Origin of the sequence: Edaphobacillus lindanitolerans (assembly GCF_900156305.1) — a bacterium.
GTDB lineage: Bacteria > Bacillota > Bacilli > Bacillales_A > Planococcaceae > Bhargavaea > Bhargavaea lindanitolerans.
This window is the reverse complement of sequence record NZ_FTPL01000002.1, coordinates 82,663-103,261: the sequence shown is the minus strand read 5'-3', so window position 1 is coordinate 103,261 and position 20,599 is coordinate 82,663. Positions and strand designations below refer to the sequence as shown.

The following is a 20,599-nucleotide window of genomic DNA, read 5'->3' as shown; positions in this document are numbered from 1 at the left end:
AAGTGAAACCGTTCATCCACATAAAGAAATAAAAAAAGCGTTCCGGAATGCAAATGATCGCATTCCGGAACGCTTTTCCGTTCATCCGCTGGACGGGTGCGGATTGTATCTTGGTCACTTCTGGATGAATTGCTGTGTCCAGTAGTGGCCGCTTGGGTCATAACCGATGCCGATATGGGTGAATCCCGGCGTCAGGATATTTTGTCTGTGTCCCGGGGATTCCATCCATCCTTTAACGACTTCTTCCGGCGTGCGCTGGCCCATTGCAATGTTCTCCGCAGCGGAGCGATAGGAAATGCCGAGAGCCTTCATCTGGTCGAATGGCGAACCGTATGTCGGGCTCGTGTGCGAGAAGTAGTTGTTTTTGCTCATGTCCGCAGATTTTTCACGGGCTGACTTCATCAGCTTGGTATCCGCTGCAAGCGGTTTGAGGCCGGCCTTCGTGCGTTCTGCGTTCGTCAGGTCCAGCACTTTTTGTTCTGTGGCGCTGAGTCCGGCATTTTCATTTGAAGACTGTCCGGGGGCCGGCTGCTGCGGCTTGCTCGGCTCTGCCGGTGTTTCCGTCGAAGGCTGGCCATTTGTACCGGGTGCTTCCGGCTTGGCTTGCGGCTGTTCGGAAGGCTGCTCTGTCTCCGGCTTTTGTTCAGGTTCCTGTTCAGGTTTCTGGACCGGCTTTTCAGTATCCGGGTTCTCGGATTCCGGCTTTTCGGTCACCGGCTTATCCGCTTCCGGTTTTTCAACCGGCTTATTGGCATCCGGCTTTTCAGCTTCAGGTTTATGGTCTTCCGGCTTCCCGGTTTCCGGTTTTTCAGTTACCGGGTTTTGGGTCTCTTCGTTGCCGGAAGCCGGCGGAGTGACGGACGGCTGTCCGTTGGATTTCAGGATTTGGCTGATGAGCCGTTGGAGATCAAGCTCATTCCATTTGCCGCCTTCCCATCGGATCGGCTGGCCTTTGATCACTGCCTTGTAAGTAGTGCCCTCCACTTGGAAGTGTACGGGTTTGATGGAGTTCGTCTCCTGCTGAGAAGCTTCTGCAGTGACTGTCGGCAACAGGAGTGCCGTGCTCATAGCGATGAGTGAAAGCGATTTTTTCATCTGCTGATTCCTCCCTTCCGCCATATCGTACATGAGTGGCGGCTCTTGATTTTTGCCAGGGATTGGAGAGGAACCCAATGACGAAGCAAACCTGATAAGACAGGCTCCCGGCTGCCGGTTTCATAGGAAACATCCGGCAGTCTGCCACATTATTTCTTGTCCGATCCTGTTGACAGCTTCCTATAATGCCGATCGATAGGCCTCTTTCAGCAGTTCTTTTTGTTCTTCCCGAAGGGGGCAGGTGCGGATCCTCCGTTCCAGTTCCTCCAGCTTTTCCGCCCTCGGCTTTCTCAGCCTCGGATGCGTGCGGAGGTCATCCAGATCTTCGGCCATGGCCCTGAGTGCCCGGTCATCGCTGAGAATGCCCATGGCGGATGCACGGCCTTTCCAGAAATCCCGGTAGGCCTCGGCCAATGGTTGATCACACATCCGTGTTCCCCGGCACTGTGACCGCCCCCGGATTTTCTCCGATGATGACCAGGTTGCATGGCATATTCATCGATTCGGGAATCCACTGGACCATTCCGTAGGCGTATTGGAAAAGCGTTGGATAGCGGTGCCCTTCCAGCTTTACATAGCCCTTCATCCGGTAAATCGAATCGGGCAGAGACTTCACCCATGCCTCGAACGCCTCCCGTTCGACCGGCTCATCGATGGAGACAAGTCTGGATGAGATCGGCAGCTGCTTGCCGATGGCGGTCTGTTGAACCGGTCCCCGGCTCCTCGGGACGGACATTTTCCTGAGATATCCCAGCGGCGCTTTTCCGTTCACCGTCTCCAGCAGCAGGGCCCCCTGGTTGATGGCCTGCAGTTCGGACACAGCCTTTGAACGTTCCGCATCCGTCATCAGGTCGGTCTTGTTCAGAAGGATGACCGATGCATGCCGGATCTGCTCGAGGAACAGCATCCTGACCTGCGGGGACATCGATTCCCGACCGAGCCACCTCCGTCCGTCCGCGATGGTGACGATGCCCCGGATATCGAGCGCATCACCGAACAGCGGAGAATGGATCGAATCAAGTGCCTCGACGGGATGGGCGGCACCGGTCGTTTCAATGAAAATGATGTCCACCCCCTCATGGAGCAGCGTCTGGACCTGCGCCTCCGTCTTTTCGGCCCCTGTGCAGCAGATGCAGCCGTCCAGGATCTCCCGCAGCGGCACATCACCGTCTACTGCAGCAGAGTCAAAGGCGAGCTGTCCGAGCTCATTCATGATGACCCCCGGTTTCAGCCCCTCTTCTTTTGCCTGGCGGATCGCATGCGTCAAGAGCGATGTTTTTCCGCTGCCAAGGAATCCGCTGAAAATATATACCTCCGTCATGTCCTTCATCCTTTCCCGATAAAAAAGCGGAATCCTGAGGATTCCGCCCAATGTCATTTCAGTTGCCCGTGAACGAGTTCAGCCGCTTTTTTCAGCTGAGGATCATCCGTCTTGATCTTCTCGCGGAGTTTGTCCATGAGGGCGTATGTCGTATCGCCTTCCAGGACTCCGTCTACTTTAAGATCTTCGTCCTTCTGCAGGGCTTTCACCGCGTTCTCGGTATGTTCGTCAAAGACGCCGTCCGCCTCACCGGGATCGTATCCGACCGCTTCGAGCATTTCTTCGGCAGCCAGGACCGTCATCGAAGTCGTCCCCTCTTTCATGGAGGTTTCCGGATTGATGTACGGCAGTTTGGCATACTCCGGCTGTGCAACCGGGAAGTCCGGCTCAAATCCTTTTTCATGGATCCAGTTGCCGTCCGGCGTCAGCCACTTGGCCGTCGTCAGCTTCAGGTTCGATCCGTCCTTGAACTGCTGCGGTGTCTGGACCGTCCCCTTGCCGAACGAATGCTCGCCGACACTCTTGATGCCCGCCGACTCTTTCATCGCACCGGCCAGGATTTCAGATGCGGAGGCACTCCCGCCGTCAATCATGAGGACCACGGGGATTTTGATCTTCCGGCCGTCTTTGGCATAGTAGATCTCCGGCTTCTCGCCCTTGTTCTCGATCTGGAAGAGCGGCTTGCCTTCCTCCACGAACAGATTGGAAATGTCGATCGCGCTGTTGAGCAGGCCGCCCGGGTTCTGCCGGACGTCGACGACCATTCCTTTCATGCCGTCCTTCTCCATGTCTTCAATGGCTGCAAGCAATTCCTTGTATGTGTTCTCGGAGAAGCTCGAAATCTGGATATGCGCGACCTCGTCATCGAGCATTTCGGCATACACCGTCTCGATCGGAATCACATCTCTCACGACCGTCACGTCGATCGGTTCTTCAAGGCCCGCCCGCTGGATTTTCAGCTTGACGCTTGTCCCTTTTTCACCGCGGATGAGCAGGACGGCTTCCGAAGAACTCATTCCCTGGAGGCTCTTTCCGTCGGCTTCCAGGATGATGTCATCCGGCTGGAGGTGGGCTTTTTCCGCAGGGGAGTTTTTGATCGGGGAAACGATCGTGATGTGGCCGTTGCGCTCCTGAATCTCCGCACCGATTCCTTCGAAGCTCGACGAGATGCTCTCATTGAGATGCCCCGCCTCGACTTCGTCCAGATAATCGGAATATGGATCTCCGAGAGATTCAATCATGCCGTTGATCGCCCCGTTGACGAGCTCCTCATCGGTGACCTTCTCATAATATTCTTTCTTCACAGCATCATAGGCATCAAACAGTTTCTTGAACTGAGAACGGTCCGTCTGCGGGGAAACCACTTCCACGACCTTGTCATCGCCTACGGTCAGTGCAAAAAATGTCACGCCTGCTGTGGCAAGAATGAGGCCGAACGCCATCATAAGCAGGACAAACGGCTTGATCTTGATGTACCGCCGCCCTGCAGGACCCGATTGCTTTTCCGGCTGTCCCTGGCTGTTCAGGTCCTTTTCATTTTCATCCAATCTGCTTCACCACTTTCGGTGGCCCGGCGTCAACCGGGCCGGTATGCCGAAAAGGCCGCCCCTGTCACGACGGCAGCCAATCCGTGCTTACTCCTGGATCGCGGCGTCGAGGGCCACTTCGATCATTTCATTGAATGTTGTCTGGCGCTCTTCGGAAGAGGTCGCTTCCCCGGTGAGGATATGGTCGCTCACCGTCAGGACGGACAGTGCCTGGCGTCCCATTTTCGCGGCCAGCGTATAAAGGGCGGCCGTCTCCATTTCGACTGCCAGAACGCCGAACGATGCCCACTTCTCGTGTTCGGCATCCTCGCTGTAGAAGAGGTCTTCCGTGAACACATTGCCGACTTTGAGGTGCAGGCCCTTCTCACGGCCGGCCTCATAGGCTTTCAGGAGAAGATCGAAATCGGCAGTCGGCGCATAGTCGATTCCCTTGAAGATGATTTCATTCATCTTCGAATTGGTCGAAGCGCTTTGTGCCAGGATGACATCACGGACTTTGACGTCTTTCTGGATCGCGCCGCAAGTGCCGACTCGGATCAGTTTCTGCACCCCGTACTCCTGCATCAGTTCAGTGATATAGATGGAGATGGACGGCACACCCATCCCGGTGCCTTGGACCGAAACCCGCTTGCCCTTGTAAGTGCCTGTATATCCGAACATGTTCCGCACTTCGTTGTAGAGCTTGGCATCTTCCAGGAACGTTTCCGCAATATACTTTGCACGGAGCGGATCTCCGGGCAGAAGAATCGTGTCGGCGATTTCGCCGGCTTTTGCGCCAATGTGTACACTCATCGATAAAACCCCGCTTTCACAAATTCTTTTCCATCATATCGCGTTTTAAAGGCTTCCGCAATGCCGGAGGCAGGCATCCGCATCGGACGCCTGCCTCAGTCTGATTCTGTATAGTCGTCCCACAGTGAGTCGAAAACCGAAGATGGCATCTCCGGGTCCGCCCGCTCCTCAATATAGCGTGAAAGAGCATCGAATGCCGTTTCGTTCTTCGGAAACTCATGGTCAAGGAAAGCGGTCTCCGCAAAAGCGGATCTTGGATCATCTTTTGGCCCTCCGCGATGGGACATGAGGTATTGGTAAAATGACCGCCTCATCCGTCAGCCACCGCCTTTCTGTCCGTTTTACGCATCGAACAAGGATGCGTACTGGCCGTACCCTTCCTCTTCGAGCCGGCTTTTCGGTATGAATCGGAGTGCGGCGGAATTGATGCAGTAGCGCAGTCCGCCCGCTTCCCTCGGTCCGTCGGGGAAGACATGTCCGAGATGGGAATCACCTGTTTTGCTCCGGACTTCCGTACGCCTCATGCCGAAGCTCTCGTCAAAATGCTCCGTCACCTCGGTTTTTTCGATCGGTTTTGTGAAGCTCGGCCATCCGCAGCCCGCATCGTATTTGTCCGTGGAAGAGAACAGCGGCTCTCCCGAAACGATATCGACGTAGATCCCGTCTTCGAAATGGGCGTCATACTCGTTCCGGAATGGCGGCTCGGTGCCGTTTTCCTGTGTGACTTTGTACTGCATCGGCGTCAGTTTCTGACGGAGTTCCTCATTGCTCGGTTTCATCGTTCAGTTCTCCTTCCATGCGGACTCCTGGAATGATTTCCGGCCGGAGCCTTCGAAATATCTGTTGTAGTGTGCCGGGTTTTTCAGGTAGTAATTCTGGTGCTCTTCCTCGGCCGCGTAGAACGGCTTGGCGGGCAGGATCTGTACGGCGATGCCTTTCTTGAACCTGCCGGACGCCTCCAGCTCCGCCTTCGACTGTTCAGCCATCTGCCGCTGTTCATCCGAATGATAAAAAATGGCCGTCCGGTAAGAGGAACCCCTGTCGAAGAACTGTCCGCCGGCGTCGGTCGGGTCAATCTGCCGCCAGAAAATGTCCAGCAATTCCCGGTAGGTGATCACCTCGGGGTCGAACCCGATTTCCACAGCCTCATAATGACCCGTACGGTCCGAGCAGACCTGGGCGTATGTCGGATTCGGGACATCGCCGCCCGTATAGCCCGAAACGACAGACTGGACGCCCTCGTATTTATGGAACGGCTTCACCATGCACCAGAAGCAGCCGCCTGCAAATGTTGCTTTTTCCGTTGCCATCCGATTCATCTCCTATTTTCGCGGGATCAGGATCTCCAGCTCGATATCATCGTTCTTCAAGTCCACTTTTTTTGCCTTTACTTTCACATCTCCCGAAACCGGCAGACGTGACAAATCGACAAACAGCTCTTCTTCCTTCGGCCGGACGATCATCCAGCCGGGCAGATCTACGGTGTCCCCGAGCAGTTTGAGCACGGTGGTCGGCGGGATATTCAGGTTTCCGACTTCCACAGACTTTTGCTTCAGCTGGAGATTTCCGTCTTCCATCACTTCGGGATCAAAATGCATGACCACCGGCAGGCGGACCGCAAAAACGGTCAGTTCGGAAACGAGCAGCACGTCATCCTCGATGACAAGGTCGACCGGAATCCGGTTGTTGCCGATAGCCTTTGCAATATATGTGTTGGCGATGCCCTGAAGGTCTTCTTTTGTCGCTGTGACCGTCAGCGTGTCTGCTTCCTTCTGCATGGTCTGTGCCGACGGAATATCGACCGCGGTGGCCGGCCGGCTGATCCAGACAGCGAGAGCGATCACGCCGGTGATGATCAGCGCAGCCAGCAGAAAGAAAGCGATTTTCCACTTATTCAATCGGCATCATCTCCTCAAAACTCCAATTCCCCTCCGGACAGCTCACTTAAACCGCAGTCCGCGAGTGATTCCTCGATTCTTTTCGTCATCCGTTCATAGCCTTTCGCATTCGGGTGGAAAAAATCCGTGTGATATACAAGGTCTTCATTTGTGACGAACAGATCCTGGACCGGCACGAAGCAGGCACGCCCGTCCGCAGCTGCTGCATCCTCGAGCACTTCATTCCATTCTGTGATGATGCTGTCCATCTCGCTTTCTTCATCCGTGACGACGGTGAGCGGGTTGTAAAGACCGATTACGACAAGAACCGCATTCGGGTTCGCTTTCCGGATCAGGAACAGCGAGGAGGCGAGCCTTTCTGTGAACGGATCGATTTCTTTGCGGAAAGGTTCCGGCTTCAAATCAAAGAAATGATTCTTGACGATTTTCATGACATCATTTCCGCCGATTGTGAGGGTGATCATATCCGCTTTGCCGATTTCTTCCTGGATCTCTTCCCGCTTAAGCTGGGCAACGAGCTGATCGCTTCTCCTCCCGCGCTTCGCCAGGTTGTCGATCTGTACTTCCTTGACACCTTTCCAGCTATTCATTTCTTCGGCGAGCCGTCCCGGATAGCCCCCTCTCTTCCGCTCATCCCCCACTCCCTGTGTGAGGGAATCGCCGAGTCCGACCAGGGTGACGGTCCTCGGTACAAATGTTCTCGGCACTTCGTAATCACCGAAACCCGGCGAAGGAGCAGAAGAAAACGGTCTGGTCGGACCACCGGATGCACAGCCTGCCAGAAGGATCACAGTCAAGGCAAGCAGGACAATCCTTTTTTTCATTTCTCTCTCATTCCCCTTTGTTGAAGTAAAAATGGCGGGAGTGCTGACACCCCGCCAAGGACGAACTTAATCCCAATAGTACATGAAGCCGATGGCTCCCGGGCCGGTATGGGTGCTGATGACAGGAGATGTAAACATAAGCTTGATATCCTGATGGCCGGCTTCCTCGATCAGTTTCTTCAAGGGAGCGCCCATTGACAATCCGTTGGCATGAGAGATGCCGATTCCTTTCACCGTCCGGCCGATCGTGTGTTCCTTGAACTGATCGAACAGTTGCCGTACGACCTGTTTGTGGTTCCTCGCTTTGCCGACCGGTGTGTATACACCGTCTTTCAATGCGGCAATCGGCTTGATATTCAAAAGCGAGCCGATCATGGCCTTGCCTTTTCCGATCCTGCCGCCCTTCATCAGGTTCTCCAGTGTATCGACGACGACGAATAGCGCGGTGTTCTTCCTGACCGTTTCGACGCGGTCCAGGATTTCCCTGAGCGATTTTTCCTCCATCGACATTTTGGCCGCTTCCACGACCTGGAATGTAAGAGCGAACGAAATGAACTGGGAATCGATGACCGTGACATTGGAATTGCTGAGTTCGGCTGCGGCTCTGGCCGATTCCACGGTTCCGCTCATCCCTCCGGTCATATGGATGGAAAGGACCGGCTTCCCGTCTTCTCCGAGCCGGTCGTACAGTTCTTTGAACACGCCCACCGGCGGCTGGGAACTTTTCGGCAATTCTTCCGCGGCCTTCATCTTTTCCAGGAATTCTTCCGGTGTAATCTCTATCCCGTCCAGGTAGGATTCACCTCCGACATGGATCGAAAGCGGAACGATATGTATCCCGTACGCCTCCGCAATCCCTTCTTCGATGTCCGCGGTGGAATCCGTTACGATGTGCACTGTTGCCATGAAATCGCCCTTCCCTGTTTTTAACTGTAAAATTGATATCGTGCTATAATGAGTTACCTTCCTCTCTACCCGGTGAGCCAGCCGGTCTAACGTGACGGATCAGCTTCCACCGACCAGAGGGCAAAGGACGGACCGTTTTGTTCCGAGTCAAGGAATATAGGAGTGAAGTTATTTGGCATTCGATTACAAAAACCGGAGAGAAGAGTTTTGGAACGCTGTTACACATGGCATCGGGTTCATCCTCAGCATTCCGGCACTCGTGTTCCTGATCCTGAGGGGAAATGAACGCGGGACGGCGCTCCATGTGACCGCCTTTACCATTTTCGGTGTTTCCATGCTCATCCTCTACCTCATGTCCACATTGCTTCATAGTATGCCCGAAAAATATAAGCGATTCTTTTCCATCCTGGACCACTCCTCGATCTACATCCTGATCGCCGGGACATATACCCCGCTGCTTCTCGTTTCTCTCGGCGGGGCGCTCGGCTGGACGCTGTTCGGCGTGATCTGGGGGCTTGCCGTCCTGGGCATCCTCTTCAAGGTGTTCTTCATCCACCGGTTCGAGGCGGTCTCCCTCATCTTTTATATTGTGATGGGCTGGCTGATCGTGTTTGCGATCCGCCCCCTTCACGACCAGATCGGGAACAGCGGCATCACACTGCTCGTGATCGGAGGCATTTTGTACACAGTCGGTGCGATCTTCTACGCATGGAGAAAGATTCCCTACAACCATGCGATCTGGCACCTGTTCGTCATCGGCGGCAGCGCCGCAATGTATTTCTCAGTCCTGCTTTATGCCTGACTTGCACGGCCGCCCTTCAGGCGGCCGTGTTTCTGTATGTGCGGGTGTACCCGGACGGTTATCCGCATACGCTTCTTTTCCGGTGAATCAGCACACCGGCTGCAACGGCAGACTGACGGACAGATATTGGGAGTCCTTCAGTGAAGGCCGCCGTTACAACGTGTGCTTCCTCTCGTAAATCCGGTAGTCATAGGCAGTGCCGTCGTCTGACTGCTCGATCTCCGACTTGGAGACGAGCGCCCAATCGTCCCGGTATTCCGGGAAGTGGGTGTCCCCGTCAAAGCGTTGATGGATATAGGTGATATACAGCCGGTCGGCCTGGTCCAGCATGGAGCTGAAAAGACCTGCGCCTCCGATCACCATGATTTCGGGCGCATAATCCGAAGCTTTTGCGATGGCCTCGTCGACAGAGTGGACGACGACGGCCCCTTCCGCTTTATAGTCGCCGTTCCGGCTCACAACGATGTTCAGCCTCCCGGGCAGGGGGCGTCCGATTGATTCGAACGTCCGCCTGCCCATGATCATGGCCTTGCCCATCGTCGTCCTTTTGAAATAGGCCAGATCCCCCGGAAGATGCCAGGGCAGTTGATTGTCTTTTCCGATCACCAGATCGGGGTCGTGCGCAACGATGAATGAGATCATGGGTCTCGCTCCTTTTCAGCTTAAACGGTCACACGGCGATCGGGGCTTTGATCTTCGGATGCGGATCGTAGCCTTCGACCCGGATGTCCGCCGTCTCCATTTCGAAGATGCTCTTGTCCCCTGCATCGATCACGAGGTTGGGCAGACTGCGCGGTGTGCGGGACAGCTGCTCTTCTACTTGGTCGAAGTGGTTGGAGTAGAGGTGCGCATCCCCGAGTGTGTGGATGAACTCTCCTGGCTGCAGCCCGGTTTCCCGGGCAATCAGATGGGTCAGAAGTGCGTAAGAGGCAATATTGAACGGCACGCCGAGAAATACATCCGCGCTCCGCTGATAAAGCTGGCAGCTCAGCCTGCCGTCCGCCACATAAAATTGGAACAGCGTGTGGCAAGGCGGCAGTGCCATATCCTCGACCTCTGCCGGGTTCCACGCTGACACGATGTGGCGCCGCGAGTCCGGTTGGCTCCGGATCGATTCGATGACATTCCGGATCTGGTCGATCGTCCCGCCTTTTCCGTCCGGCCAGGAGCGCCACTGACGGCCGTACACCGGCCCCAGATCTCCGTATTTGCCGGCAAAATCTTCATCATCCAGGATCCGTGCCCGGAATTGATCCATTTGCTCGTCAAGGAGTTGTTTGAATTCGGGATCGGCAGCGGCACGGCGGCCGAAGTCTGTCATGTCCGGACCGTCATACTCCTCACTCGCCGCCCATTTTTCAAATGCCCATTCATCCCAGATCCGGTTGTTCTCCCCGATGAGGGTCCGGACATTCGTGTCCCCCTTCAGGAACCAGAGCAGTTCCGAGACGATGAGCCGGAATGCCGTCTTTTTCGTCGTCAGGAGCGGAAATCCATCTTCCAGGGTGAAGCGCATCTGGTAACCGAAGATGCTTCTCGTCCCCGTCCCCGTCCGGTCCCCTTTGTCGGTCCCGTCGTGCATGATCTTCCTGCAAAGCTGCAGATACTGTTCCATTCTGTCGGCCTCCGTTGCAGACGCGGGTCATTGTGCACCCAGCGCCGATCTGTTCTTTGTTTCGATGAAAGCCCGGTGAGTGATCTCACAGGATTTCCTTCATTCTATCAATAGACGATCTTTTTGCCTAATCAAAAACAGCCGGGAGCCTGATTTCCAGGTTCCCGGCTGTGTCGGTCAGGACAGCCATTTCGGTGGTGTGTTTTTCGACCAGTAGATGTCGCCGAGCGCAATGTGCCGGCTGAAGCCGTCTTCCGCCGTGTGGTAATGGAAATTGAAGAAATACCCGTCGAGCGGACGCTTGTCCGTCCGGACATGGAACCGGATAAGGTCCTTCCCGGTACCTTTGTCGTAAATGTGAAAGATTTTCTCGCTGTACCCGCCGGCCGGCTGTTCGGTGATGGCGAGATCGCGCACCATGTCCGGTCCGAGCGAGACGAGGGTCATGTCGATCGCCTCTTCGATTTTCGGGAGGATCACAGACTCGAATTCACCGGAGATGACCGGTCCGATCCGCTTGCCGAACTTTTCATATGCCTGGTCTTTTGCGGCAAGCTTGGCGACATCGGTGAACGCCGGCTCGGCCTCGACGACCGGCGTCTCCAGCGTTTCCGCATGGACGGCCGACCCCGATATTTCACGTTGGCCTTTGTCGTCGTCAAGGAGTGTGTCCCACATCTCATGGCTGGGCGGGATGAATCCGAGTGTAAGGAGCGCCACTCCGATCATCAGCGATTTCTGGATCCATTTCTTCATCTTAGATCACCCGTTCAATCAGATTCGTGTCAATTCCGAGAAGTGATGATGTAGAGGTTTCTTTATTCTTGCATTCATTGTACAATAGTTGCTGAGCAATTGAAATCATCATAAAGTCCCTTCGTTTCTTTAAAGGAGGTAAGAAGATGGACGCAAGCACTTGGATCGGAATCGGCTTCCTCGCACTTCTCGCATACCTGAGCTACTTCAACTTCACACACTGATACCAAAAACCCGCCGGCATCTGCCGGCGGGTTTTCTCTTTCCCGATCTGTTGTTCACCGGACAACTCACACATCCAGCACACCGTAATGGAACTTTGTGTTCGGCCGCTCGATCCGGGAGAATCCATACCGGTCGAAAAGCCCGGACTTGAAGTGGGCCTTCAGGACCACGCGGCGGCGGGCGACCCTTCGGGCTTCCCGGAAGAGTTCATCGCCCGGAAGACCGTGGACGCCTGCGGATCGGAGCGGCGCAAACGCCGCGGATTCGGTGATGGCTTCCTCGAACATCGGATCGAGGTAGACGATGTCATGGCTGTTGTCGGGACACCGTCCGAGGTATTCCCCGGACTCTTCCCGGCAGACCCGGATACGCCTCATCGCCTCCAGCACATCCGGCGGGGAATCCGTGTACGTCCCAAGGCCGCGCGAGACGATATAGGCGACGATCGGATCGGCCTCGCAACCGGTCACCCTTCCTTCCGGGCCGGCAATGAACGAAGCGACCGTGGAGTCCGTCCCGAGTCCGAGCGTGCAGTCGAGGAAGGAATCTCCGGGCCTGAGTCCGCACGCATCGGCCATCACGTCCCGGCCGCCGTCGCGGAGCCGCTTGATCCGGATGGCGGCAAGTCCCGGATGGAAGAACAGCGGCTGGACGTCCGGATCGGTGTGGTATTCGAAGCGATCTTTGCCGGCCACCAAAACAGGACGGCCGTAGTCGTTCATGAGCTTTCGGACGGACCGTTTTTTCCGGGGGACGAATTCACTGCCGACTTCCCCCGCCGCCTGCCGGGCCAGCTCCTCACTGCGTCCGTCGGGGTGCTGGCCGGTCGTGACGATCGGCCGGTTCACCCGATCATCTGGCGGAGTGCGCCTGCCAGGTGATCCTGCACCTGTTCGAGGTCATGGTCCTCGATCTGCTCGCGCGGGATAAAGTACTTGAGCATGCTGCCTTCCATGATGGCAATTGAAGGAGAGCTCGGCGGCACGTCCTGCAGATATCCTCGCATTGTCTCTGTTGCTTCCCTGTCCTGGCCGGCAAAAACGGTCACGAGATGGTCCGGCTTCTTTTCAAGTTCCGCAACCGCGCCGACAACTGCCGGCCGGGCGAGACCGGCGGCACAGCCGCATACCGAATTGATGACAACGAGCGATATGCCTTCCGCGTTGTCCATGAAGGCGTCCACATCCTCTGCGGTCGTGAGTTCACGGAACCCGTTTTCGGTCAGTTCCCTCCTCATCGGTTCTGCCATCTGCTTCATATATGCTTCATACGCTTCCATTTCTCATTCCCCTTTCGCCGTGGATCGCAGTTCAGTCATCTGCTTCCAGATGGATCCCTTCGCCTCTTCTCCGCCTTCGATTCGGGCGGCGGCCATTTTCGCCTGCAGCTTCACTTCAAATTCCGGATCGTTCTCCGCCTCATGGAGTGCGGGCAGCGCCTTTTCGGTCCCGGATTCATACAGATACATCGCACCGCGCCAGCGGACGATCTTGCTTTTGTCCGACAGGGCCCGGATGGCCAGGTCTTCGAATTCCGGGAATCCGAGGTCGCTCATCGAGTCCGCTGCAGTCCGGCGGACCGGTGCACTTTTGTCTTCCATCGCCCTGCCGATATACGGCACGACTGCCGGGTCCTCGATCATGCCGAGGTAGACGACCGCAAGCCGGCGGACGGACATTTTGTCATCCTGAAGTGCTTCCATGAGAAGCGGCACATCGTCCATCGTCGGATCCGGCATCTGGTCGAGCAGGCGGAACCGCTCCTCCCAGGAATCCGCCGACCGGTATTCTTCCAGCGTCACCGCTCTGCGTCCGAGAACCGGTGCCTCTTTCGTCTCGTTCCCCGTCCGGACAATCGCATCCAGCCGCTCCGGCGGGTAAGCCGCCTCGATCTCTTTTACGACTTCCTCTCCGATCTCTTTCTTGTCGCCGTAGCGGATGCCGTAGTCGGCCCATTTTCTCTGGAGGATATAGTTCTCCTCGTCATCCTCCATGACGGCAGTCATTGCATCGACAAAGCGTTTGGAAAGTGCGGACCGCTCTTCTCCGTGGTCGTCGAATACTTTGACCTGCAGCGGGACCCCTTTGAATTCCTGCACGTGTACATACACTTCTCCGAAATGGTCGTCGGCTTCCGAGGCTTCCCCGCTTTCCGATGCGCCCTCCCCGAACACCGCTCGGACCGAAGCAAGGATCGGCTCCCAGTCGAACCGGCCGTTCCGCTCGATCGCGATGAAGTCCATGACATGGTAAATCCCTTTCACGCCGTCGATTTCAAAGAGCTGACGGATAAAGTCCGGCGCATCGCCCAGTTCTTCTTTCTTATAGTTATACGCCTTCCCGAACGGCAGTTCCCTGTCAAGGACGACCTTCATTGAGTTCGGGCTCGGCGTCGGTTCTATCGTGATGATCTTCAATGCAATCCCTCCTATGGTTCCTCAAGACCCTCCGGCCAGATCCTCAAGATAAGACCAGCGTTCGATGAGCCTTTCGTATTCAGTGTTGATTTCGTCCAGACGGGCGGACAGTTCACTCACCCTGCCGTAATCGGAACCCGCACCCGCGAGTTCTTCCTCTGCTTCCATGATGGCCTGTTCCGCTTCTTCGATCTTACCGGCGATTTCTTCCCATTCCTCTTTCTCGCCGAGCGTCATCTTTTTCTTCTTGGGCTTTTCCGGCACGGACTCATCCGATTTCTGACGCGCAGATTTCTCCGATGCGGCAATCTGGGGAGCGCCCGCTTTTTCAAGATAATCGGAATAAATGCCGATCTCCTGCTTCACAAGACCGGAGCCGTCCAGAATCCACAGTTTCCTCGAGGTCCGGTCCAGGAAGAACCGGTCGTGGGAAATCGTGACGACTACACCCGGGAAGGTATCGATGAATCCTTCAAGGACCGACAAGGTTTCAAGATCCAGGTCGTTCGTCGGTTCATCGAGAAGCAGCACGTTCGGCTGCTCGATCAGGAGCCGCAGAAGATACAGGCGCTTCCGCTCTCCGCCGGACAGCTTGCCGATGAGGGTGCCGTGGACGTTCGACGGGAACAGGAATTGTTCGAGCATCTGGACGGCCGAATACCGCGCGCCGTCCCGGCGGGCGATGTCATTCGAGGCCTCGGTCACATATTCGATGATCCGCTGGCCTTCGTCCATTTCCGGAAGATGCTGCGTGAAATGGGCAATCCGGACGGTCTCACCCTTGAGGAGTTCCCCGCTGTCCGGGACCGTGTGTCCGGACAGAATGTTCATGAGCGTGGACTTCCCCGCTCCGTTCGGCCCGATCACGGCAATCCGGTCCCCTCCCTGGAGGAGAAATGAAAAGTCGTCGATCACGGTGCGGCCGCCGTACCGTTTCGTCACCCGCTCTCCTTCGAGCACTTTCTTGCCGAGACGGCTCGTCATGAGCGACAGGTCGAGCGGATCCTGTTCATGTTCCTTTTTCACTTTTTCGGACAGCTCTTCAAACCGGCCGATCCGGGCTTTCTGCTTTGTCGACCGGGCCTTCGCCCCGCGCCGGATCCATTTGAGTTCATTGCGGTACCGGTTCCGGTCCTTGTCCCGTGTCGCCACCGCCTGTTCGGTCCGGAGCGCCTTCGCCTCCAGGAAATCCGAGTAGGAGCCCCGGTGGCTGTACAATGTCCGGTCTGCCAGCTCGTAGATGTGCGTGGACACCGCGTCGAGGAAATACCGGTCGTGCGTGATGAACAGGAGACTGCTGCCGAGCTGACGCAAATAGTCCTGAAGCCACTCGATCGATGTGACATCCAGATGGTTCGTCGGCTCGTCCAGCAGCAGCAGGTCCGCCGGCTCGAGCAGTACATGCGCCAGTGCCGCACGCTTTTGCTGGCCGCCCGACAAGGTTCCGGCCAGGGCATCCGTGTCCGGGAGGCCGAGCTTCGAGAGGATCATCTTCGCCCGTGCGTTGAGATCCCAGCCGCCTTCCGCATCCATCCGGTTTTGAAGCGCAGCGAACCGCTCCTGGGCTTGAGGGGAATCCGGTGAATCGGACAGTTCCTTCAGCGCATTTTCGTATTCCCGGTTCAACCGGATGAGCGGCGAGTCCCCTGCAAACACCGTCTGGAGCACCGACAGACCGGGATCCAGCACGGGATCCTGCGGAAGGTGGACGATCCGGTAATCATTCGGATGATCGAATGTCCCCTCGTCCGCATACAGGTCGCCGGCAATGATTGAGAGCAGCGTCGATTTTCCCGTCCCGTTCACGCCGATCAGCCCGATCCGGTCCCCGGAGGTGATTGTGAAATTGATCTGTTTGAACAACGTCTTGTCCCCGACTGTCTTCGTCAGGTCCGACACGATGAGTTGGCTCATATTCCCACTTCCAATCCGATAAGTACCCTTTCATCATACAAGAAAGCAGCATGATAGACCATCCGGCTGTATTGCACCGATGTTGGAAGTTCAGGGGATTTGGGCTGACGGGCAGGCCTCGCAGGCTGCAGGGTTTCAAGTGAGCTCCGGACAGTCCGAGTGGTTACCTTCCGAGCGCAAGTGGTTACGAAGCGGATGCGAGTCATTGCAATACCAATTCGAAGCAGTTAAATCATTGCCATATATGATCAATCGCCCATTAAAGACGGAAACTACACAATCCTATTCCCGCAAAATAGGATAAACGTCATGGCGATTACATCTTCAGCCGATGGTAAACTATTGGTAATTGATTTCGCTTTGAATTTCTGCAAAAGAAGGTGATGGGGATTGAAGGTGTTGGACGTCGCCCCGTTTGAAGAGGGGCTCAGGCGCAATAAGGATACTTTGGATCGGCTCGAGAGTGAAATGGCGCTGATCATGGAGTCCGTAAACGAATTGGTGCGGTTGGACGAAGCACTGAAAGGCCACGGCGGAGAGGCCATCAGGAAGTTTTATCAGGAATGCCACCAGCCATTCCTCGAGTACTTTCTCTTGTTCAAAGAGAAATTCCACAGCACATTAGCCAGACTTGAATCCGCAATTGATGCGCTGGAGCCAGCTCCCGATGGATACATAGATGAGGGCTTTATTGAAAGCGAAGTGGTGAATGGGCTGAATCAGATTTCCCGGATTTCCGGTGACTTGACGAACGAGGCCAACTCGATCATGGACAGCGTGGCCGATCTCGTCAGCCTCCCCCGCCTGGACGACAGTCAGGTTCAAGAAGGGATACAGGATGCAAGGCGGGATAAAAACCGCACTGTCGCTGATCTGAATGAGTTTGACGCAACACAGACCAACCGGCTGACGCCCATGTCAGACCAGCTGCAAGCGATGGAACAATGGATCACTCAAATCGAAACTTTGTACCGGGCGGGATTGACGGACATTGATTTCCCTGCCGAACAATGGACGGCATCGACTGCCAGATCGCCCCTTCAATTGGATTTGGCACACCACTCTTCCGCAACCGACAGTGTCAGCGGAATGGAGACCATGGAGAACCCCGAGAATGTTTTGTACAATGGAAGCAATGGAAGCAACCTCGGCTTCACGCCACTGAAGGGTCGTTCAGCTGAATCCCTGATGACTGCCACCGGCGCGGCAACCGGAAGCAGCACTGAAAAACCGGAAACCGGGAACGGATTCCTTAATGCCCTCAAAGGAACGGCCGATTTCCTCCTGTTGGATGACCTGGAAACCATCACGGACAAGGACTCCTCCTTCCTGCAAAAAGGAATCGCCATCCTCGGCCTGACGCCTATGGGCAAAGGGGTCAAAGCCGGGAATCTCGGATTTAAACTGATCCGGAAATCACCGGTCGCCAAGTGGTTCAAGGCCGACACTGCCAACAATGCGGCGCTTAAAGGCAAACGCCACTACACCGCGACTGAGGTCGCACAAATCCAGCAGCGCAATGCAATAAAATCTGTAGAGTCTGGTAAGACCAAACTGAAAAACAACCAGCAAAAAGGAAACTACGGCGAGATGAAGATGGATGTGCATTATGAGAGTCAGGGGTATCAACGAATCAGCCTGGACCGTGTGACTAAACTTGATCAAAAGATTGCTAAGGGTATCGATGGTGTTTATGAGAATTCCACTCCTCCGCCTAAGTTTATTATTGCTGAGGCGAAATATAATACATCGAGACTCGGCAAAGCCACTATCAAGGATCCGAAAAGAGAGATCAAACAAATGAGCGATGATTGGGTGTTTGATACAGAACGTCTGAATAAAGCAGTCGGCATAGAGAAGGCCGATGAGATAGCATATGAAAGTCTGTTTAATCCTAATAATGTACAAAAGAATTTACTTCGTATAAAACCTGACGGAAAAGTACACCAAAAGATAATTGATTAAGACTATAAGGAGAATCACTATGACAAGGGACTTTTTAAAAGACGACCTTTATTTCGAGAAATTTATTCGAGATGAAACTGCTAGGATTGAAAGGTATTCTAAAGGAATAGAGATGGTCATACAGCAAAGAGGTGAACATGATAAGGGAGTGCGGGTCGGTTACATCATATTGACCGGTTACCACTTCGCAAAGTTGAAGGCGCTCTATTCCGCTGGCCGCCCAATTAATGAGGTCTTAGATTTTTTCCCTGACGTTATCAAGGTCTTGGAGAAATCTTGGAATGGTGAAAACTATGAACGGATGCTCTGGATGTTATCCATTGGAGTCATGCTGGATATAGAAAACGGCCAGTTTGACAGGCTGATTGGACTCGTGAGGAAATATAATGTACAGGATGGTCTTCTGGAGTTCCTGATCCAAGGGAAATGTCAAGGAGATAAATATCTACGGGGTGAGCTTCTCTACAATCGTCCTTACGCCAAATTGGCTGAAGTTATCGGTAACCAAGACAAAAAGGATCAGTTGAAAAATTTGAAAATTTACCTTGAAAAGTATTGGTACACTGGGCATAATGATTCCGGTTGGTATGACTCCCATAAACATCCTGATCCAATCTACAGCGGCTACTGGAGTTTTGAAAGTGGAGCCGTTGCAAAGATCCTCGGACTTGATGACAGCAGCCTGAAGAATGTCCCTTATTACCCGTATGACATGGTTCATTATAAGGAAACAACTGAAGGCGCCTGACATCAGCGCCTTCTTTTCTGCATTCTGATCTATGACTTCGCTCTCCTTCTACCCCCACGTATTATACGATTTGGGCTAAACGCAAAGTCATTCGTCCAATTGTCCATGGTAAACTGCACTGGCCTACCTGGAAACCATCACGGACAAGAATTCCTCCTTCCTGCAAAAAGGGGTCGCCGTCCTCGGTATGCCCCCTTATTCAGATGAGGTTGCTTCAACCGGCATCCGGAAAATCTGAAGTCCCGGTCAGGAAACTCAGGGCCGATTCGGGAAAACTCGGGAACGCTTTGGGAAAACTCAAGACCGATTAAGGAAAACTCGAGACTGGTTAACAAAAACTCCTTGCCAATTCAGTGAAAACCCGGCCCCACTTCGAAGAAACCTATGATGAAACAAGCCGCCCCTCCCTGAAATATTTCAAAAACTTCTCCTTTTCGCGGACCCGACTTGATACAATGGGGAAAACACGCACCATCCTGAGGGGGAATCAGGTTGAAACTCCGGCTGACTACAGAAGAGAAAAGCTGGGCGATGTACGACTGGGCGAACTCGGCTTATTCGATCATCATCACGACAGCCGTGTTCCCGCTGTTTTATAAAGCGGCGGCGACCGACGCGGGAATCAGCGGTGCTGACTCGACGGCTTATCTCGGATATACGATTTCCATTTTCACATTCATCCTGGCGATGCTCGGACCGATCCTCGGCACGATCGCCGACTATAAAGGAATGAAGAAAAAGTTCTTCACGTTCTTCTTCATCCTCGGCGCGGGGTCAACCGCATTTCTCGCGTTTGTTCCGGCGGACAATTGGCTCATGCTGCTCATTGTCTATACGTTCGCCGCACTCGGCTCGACAGGGGCGAATGTCTTCTATGACTCGTTCCTGACCGATGTGTCGGATTCGGAACGGATGAACCGGGTTTCCGCGTTCGGCTACGGCATCGGCTATATCGGAAGCTGCATTCCGTTCATCCTTTCGATCGCGATCATCATGCTCGCCCAATTCGAGCTGATTCCGCTGTCGATGACGAACGCCAGCCGGGCGGCATTCTTGATCACCGCCGTCTGGTGGATCGTCTTCTCCATCCCGATGTTCCGCCATGTGAAGCAGCGCTTCTACATCGAGCCGGAAGCACAGCCGATCGTCAAGTCGTTCCGCCGGCTCGCCGGGACGTTCCGGGAAATCAGAAAATATCGGGGACTGTTCCTGTTCCTGCTTGCATACTTCTTCTACATCGACGGCGTCGGGACGATCATTTCCATGTCGACTGCTTACGGTTCGGATCTCGGCATCGGTTCGACCAGCCTGCTTCTGATCCTGTTCATGACCCAGGTGATCGCCGCCCCATTTTCCTTCCTGTACGGCCGGCTGGCCGACCGGTTCGGAACGAAGCAGCTGCTTTACGTCGGCATTGCCGTTTACACGGTCGTTTGCATTTATGCATATTTCATGGACAGTGTCCTGGACTTCTGGGTTCTCGCCATGCTCGTCGGAACCTCACAGGGCGGGATCCAGGCACTCAGCCGCTCCTACTTCGGACGGCTCGTGCCGAAAGAAAACTCGAATGAATTCTTCGGTTTCTATAACATCTTCGGCAAATTTGCTTCCATCATGGGCCCGCTCCTCGTCGGTGTAACCGCACAGATGACCGGCAACACGAATGCAGGCGTATTCAGTCTCATCATCCTGTTCATCATCGGCGGCATCGTCCTCTATTTCGTTCCGGACCCGTCGCGCTATGAGCCGGTCCCGGAAAATTAAGTCCAATACAA

General features: G+C 54.7%; 22 protein-coding genes. 4 read left to right on the top strand and 18 right to left on the bottom strand.

The features are described from left to right. Positions 1–114: 114 nt before the first annotated feature. From B0B07_RS15550 to B0B07_RS06545, 11 genes are all read right to left on the bottom strand, one after another. The gene (locus B0B07_RS15550) at positions 115–1,095 is read right to left on the bottom strand and encodes a CAP domain-containing protein (RefSeq protein ID WP_076757620.1); all 981 of its coding nucleotides are present in this window, start codon (positions 1,093–1,095) and stop codon (positions 115–117) included. 180 nt (positions 1,096–1,275) lie between these two features. After that, positions 1,276–1,524: a hypothetical protein gene (locus B0B07_RS06590; RefSeq protein WP_144264319.1), complete on the bottom strand. Its 249-nt coding sequence runs from the start codon at positions 1,522–1,524 to the stop codon at positions 1,276–1,278. Beyond that, the gene (locus B0B07_RS06585; RefSeq protein WP_076758351.1) at positions 1,517–2,416 is read right to left on the bottom strand and encodes a CobW family GTP-binding protein; all 900 of its coding nucleotides are present in this window, start codon (positions 2,414–2,416) and stop codon (positions 1,517–1,519) included. The genes B0B07_RS06590 and B0B07_RS06585 overlap by 8 nt, the downstream gene beginning before the upstream one ends. Before the next feature lie 53 nt (positions 2,417–2,469). Next, positions 2,470–3,963, bottom strand: a complete 1,494-nt coding sequence (locus B0B07_RS06580) for a lmo1851 family serine protease (protein WP_076757618.1) — start codon at positions 3,961–3,963, stop codon at positions 2,470–2,472. 87 nt (positions 3,964–4,050) lie between these two features. Beyond that, entirely contained in the window at positions 4,051–4,755 is a 705-nt protein-coding gene (gene deoD / locus B0B07_RS06575) for a purine-nucleoside phosphorylase (protein ID WP_076757617.1), read from the bottom strand. Between the two features lie 95 nt (positions 4,756–4,850). Then, entirely contained in the window at positions 4,851–5,069 is a 219-nt protein-coding gene (locus tag B0B07_RS06570; RefSeq protein WP_076757616.1) for a YozE family protein, read from the bottom strand. A gap of 27 nt (positions 5,070–5,096) precedes the next feature. Further along, complete coding sequence (gene msrB, locus B0B07_RS06565; protein WP_076757615.1) at positions 5,097–5,534, bottom strand: peptide-methionine (R)-S-oxide reductase MsrB; 438 nt, start codon at positions 5,532–5,534, stop codon at positions 5,097–5,099. Between the two features lie 3 nt (positions 5,535–5,537). Next, positions 5,538–6,065, bottom strand: a complete 528-nt coding sequence (msrA, locus tag B0B07_RS06560; RefSeq protein WP_076757614.1) for a peptide-methionine (S)-S-oxide reductase MsrA — start codon at positions 6,063–6,065, stop codon at positions 5,538–5,540. 12 nt (positions 6,066–6,077) lie between these two features. Then, entirely contained in the window at positions 6,078–6,653 is a 576-nt protein-coding gene (locus tag B0B07_RS06555) for a YpmS family protein (protein WP_076757613.1), read from the bottom strand. Between the two features lie 14 nt (positions 6,654–6,667). Further along, positions 6,668–7,477, bottom strand: a complete 810-nt coding sequence (locus B0B07_RS06550) for an SGNH/GDSL hydrolase family protein (protein ID WP_076757612.1) — start codon at positions 7,475–7,477, stop codon at positions 6,668–6,670. 66 nt (positions 7,478–7,543) lie between these two features. Beyond that, positions 7,544–8,383, bottom strand: coding sequence for a DegV family protein (locus B0B07_RS06545; protein WP_076757611.1), 840 nt, complete (start codon positions 8,381–8,383; stop codon positions 7,544–7,546). Between the two features lie 172 nt (positions 8,384–8,555). On the opposite strand from B0B07_RS06545, the gene trhA reads away from it, so the two are divergent. Continuing rightward, positions 8,556–9,185, top strand: coding sequence for a PAQR family membrane homeostasis protein TrhA (gene trhA / locus B0B07_RS06540; RefSeq protein ID WP_076757610.1), 630 nt, complete (start codon positions 8,556–8,558; stop codon positions 9,183–9,185). A gap of 153 nt (positions 9,186–9,338) precedes the next feature. Here trhA and B0B07_RS06535 read toward each other — a convergent pair whose 3' ends face one another. The 7 genes from B0B07_RS06535 to B0B07_RS06505 form a co-directional block, all read right to left on the bottom strand. Next, positions 9,339–9,827 (bottom strand): dihydrofolate reductase, encoded by a 489-nt coding sequence (locus B0B07_RS06535; protein WP_076757609.1) that lies wholly within the window; start codon positions 9,825–9,827, stop codon positions 9,339–9,341. 28 nt (positions 9,828–9,855) lie between these two features. Then, positions 9,856–10,800, bottom strand: a complete 945-nt coding sequence (locus B0B07_RS06530; protein ID WP_076757608.1) for a thymidylate synthase — start codon at positions 10,798–10,800, stop codon at positions 9,856–9,858. A 177-nt stretch (positions 10,801–10,977) separates the two neighbouring features. Then, entirely contained in the window at positions 10,978–11,556 is a 579-nt protein-coding gene (locus B0B07_RS06525; protein ID WP_076757607.1) for a YpjP family protein, read from the bottom strand. A gap of 290 nt (positions 11,557–11,846) precedes the next feature. Further along, positions 11,847–12,629 (bottom strand): class I SAM-dependent methyltransferase, encoded by a 783-nt coding sequence (locus B0B07_RS06520; RefSeq protein WP_076757606.1) that lies wholly within the window; start codon positions 12,627–12,629, stop codon positions 11,847–11,849. Then, positions 12,626–13,060, bottom strand: a complete 435-nt coding sequence (locus B0B07_RS06515) for a BrxA/BrxB family bacilliredoxin (RefSeq protein ID WP_076757605.1) — start codon at positions 13,058–13,060, stop codon at positions 12,626–12,628. The genes B0B07_RS06520 and B0B07_RS06515 overlap by 4 nt, the downstream gene beginning before the upstream one ends. A 3-nt stretch (positions 13,061–13,063) precedes the next feature. Beyond that, positions 13,064–14,197, bottom strand: coding sequence for a conserved virulence factor C family protein (locus B0B07_RS06510; protein WP_076757604.1), 1,134 nt, complete (start codon positions 14,195–14,197; stop codon positions 13,064–13,066). 21 nt (positions 14,198–14,218) lie between these two features. Further along, on the bottom strand, positions 14,219–16,111 hold the full coding sequence (locus B0B07_RS06505; protein ID WP_076757603.1) for an ABC-F family ATP-binding cassette domain-containing protein: 1,893 nt from the start codon (positions 16,109–16,111) through the stop codon (positions 14,219–14,221). A 396-nt stretch (positions 16,112–16,507) separates the two neighbouring features. On the opposite strand from B0B07_RS06505, the gene B0B07_RS06500 reads away from it, so the two are divergent. From B0B07_RS06500 to B0B07_RS06490, 3 genes are all read left to right on the top strand, one after another. Continuing rightward, entirely contained in the window at positions 16,508–18,076 is a 1,569-nt protein-coding gene (locus B0B07_RS06500) for a T7SS effector LXG polymorphic toxin (RefSeq protein ID WP_234982320.1), read from the top strand. Between the two features lie 19 nt (positions 18,077–18,095). Beyond that, positions 18,096–18,824, top strand: a complete 729-nt coding sequence (locus tag B0B07_RS06495) for a PoNi-like cognate immunity protein (protein ID WP_076757601.1) — start codon at positions 18,096–18,098, stop codon at positions 18,822–18,824. Between the two features lie 531 nt (positions 18,825–19,355). Next, entirely contained in the window at positions 19,356–20,588 is a 1,233-nt protein-coding gene (locus tag B0B07_RS06490; RefSeq protein ID WP_076758349.1) for an MFS transporter, read from the top strand. The last annotated feature ends 11 nt before the right edge of the window (positions 20,589–20,599 follow it).

Coding starts and splice junctions, on each gene's coding strand:
- B0B07_RS15550 (WP_076757620.1), bottom strand. CDS start 1,095: ATGAAAAAATCGCTTTCACTCATCGCTATGAGCACGGCACTCCTGTTG.
- B0B07_RS06590 (WP_144264319.1), bottom strand. CDS start 1,524: ATGTGTGATCAACCATTGGCCGAGGCCTACCGGGATTTCTGGAAAGGC.
- B0B07_RS06585 (WP_076758351.1), bottom strand. CDS start 2,416: ATGACGGAGGTATATATTTTCAGCGGATTCCTTGGCAGCGGAAAAACA.
- deoD (WP_076757617.1), bottom strand. CDS start 4,755: ATGAGTGTACACATTGGCGCAAAAGCCGGCGAAATCGCCGACACGATT.
- B0B07_RS06570 (WP_076757616.1), bottom strand. CDS start 5,069: ATGAGGCGGTCATTTTACCAATACCTCATGTCCCATCGCGGAGGGCCA.
- msrB (WP_076757615.1), bottom strand. CDS start 5,534: ATGAAACCGAGCAATGAGGAACTCCGTCAGAAACTGACGCCGATGCAG.
- msrA (WP_076757614.1), bottom strand. CDS start 6,065: ATGGCAACGGAAAAAGCAACATTTGCAGGCGGCTGCTTCTGGTGCATG.
- B0B07_RS06550 (WP_076757612.1), bottom strand. CDS start 7,477: ATGAAAAAAAGGATTGTCCTGCTTGCCTTGACTGTGATCCTTCTGGCA.
- B0B07_RS06545 (WP_076757611.1), bottom strand. CDS start 8,383: ATGGCAACAGTGCACATCGTAACGGATTCCACCGCGGACATCGAAGAA.
- B0B07_RS06535 (WP_076757609.1), bottom strand. CDS start 9,827: ATGATCTCATTCATCGTTGCGCACGACCCCGATCTGGTGATCGGAAAA.
- B0B07_RS06530 (WP_076757608.1), bottom strand. CDS start 10,800: ATGGAACAGTATCTGCAGCTTTGCAGGAAGATCATGCACGACGGGACC.
- B0B07_RS06525 (WP_076757607.1), bottom strand. CDS start 11,556: ATGAAGAAATGGATCCAGAAATCGCTGATGATCGGAGTGGCGCTCCTT.
- B0B07_RS06515 (WP_076757605.1), bottom strand. CDS start 13,060: ATGGAAGCGTATGAAGCATATATGAAGCAGATGGCAGAACCGATGAGG.
- B0B07_RS06505 (WP_076757603.1), bottom strand. CDS start 16,111: ATGAGCCAACTCATCGTGTCGGACCTGACGAAGACAGTCGGGGACAAG.
- B0B07_RS06495 (WP_076757601.1), top strand. CDS start 18,096: ATGACAAGGGACTTTTTAAAAGACGACCTTTATTTCGAGAAATTTATT.
- B0B07_RS06490 (WP_076758349.1), top strand. CDS start 19,356: ATGTACGACTGGGCGAACTCGGCTTATTCGATCATCATCACGACAGCC.